The organism is Vibrio sp. L85, assembly GCF_963871815.1.
Classification (GTDB): domain Bacteria; phylum Pseudomonadota; class Gammaproteobacteria; order Enterobacterales; family Vibrionaceae; genus Vibrio; species Vibrio harveyi.
The window spans coordinates 1-822 of sequence record NZ_CAWMYL010000083.1; the positions used below are offsets into that span (position 1 = coordinate 1).

Sequence of the window (822 nt, forward strand, 5' to 3'; positions counted from 1 at the left end):
TCGATTGATGACGAAGTCTACGAAGGTCCTGAAAACTTCACGGTAGATGTGACCGGTCTTGGTCCTGTTCAAGGCACTGATACGGGGACCGCCACCATTGTTGATGACGGTACGGGACCTGATCCCGATCCGGATGACGACCGCCCAACGGTATCTATCAGTGATGCTGGAACGATTAACGAAGGTGACACCGCCAACTTCGTTGTCTCGTTAACTAATGCATCAGAAGCCCCAGTCGAAGTTCAACTCGACCTTAACCTCGGTGACACCGAAGCAGGTGACCTTGGTACCCTTGAATACAACACTGGCTCAGGTTGGGTTGCCGTTCCTGTCGATGGCGTAGTGACTGTACCAGCAGGCTTAACTGAGTTCGATGTACGAATCGATTCTATTGATGATGAAGTTTATGAAGGACCAGAGAACTTCACGGTAGACGTGACCGGTCTCGGTCCTGTCCAAGGCACTGACACGGGTACCGCAACCGTTGTCGATGATGGTACTGGCCCTGATCCCGATCCAGATGATGACCGTCCAACGGTATCTATTAGTGATGCTGGTACGATTAACGAAGGCGATACCGCCAACTTCGTTGTCTCATTATCTAATGCATCAGAAGCTCCAGTGGAGGTTCAGCTCGACCTTAACCTTGGTGATACCGAAGCCGGTGACCTCGGTACCCTTGAATACAACACTGGCTCAGGTTGGGTAGCCGTTCCTGTTAATGGTGTGGTGAGTGTTCCTGCTGGTATGACTCAGTTCGATGTTCGAATCGCTTCGATTGATGACGAAGTCTACGAAGGTCCTGAAAACTTCACGGTAGAT

1 protein-coding gene is annotated in these 822 nt (G+C 50.9%); it reads left to right on the plus strand.

All coding sequences use genetic code 11. The features are described 5' to 3' along the window. Positions 1-822 (plus strand): Calx-beta domain-containing protein (locus AACR11_RS08720; RefSeq protein ID WP_323128415.1); only part of this gene is annotated, 822 nt, incomplete at both ends.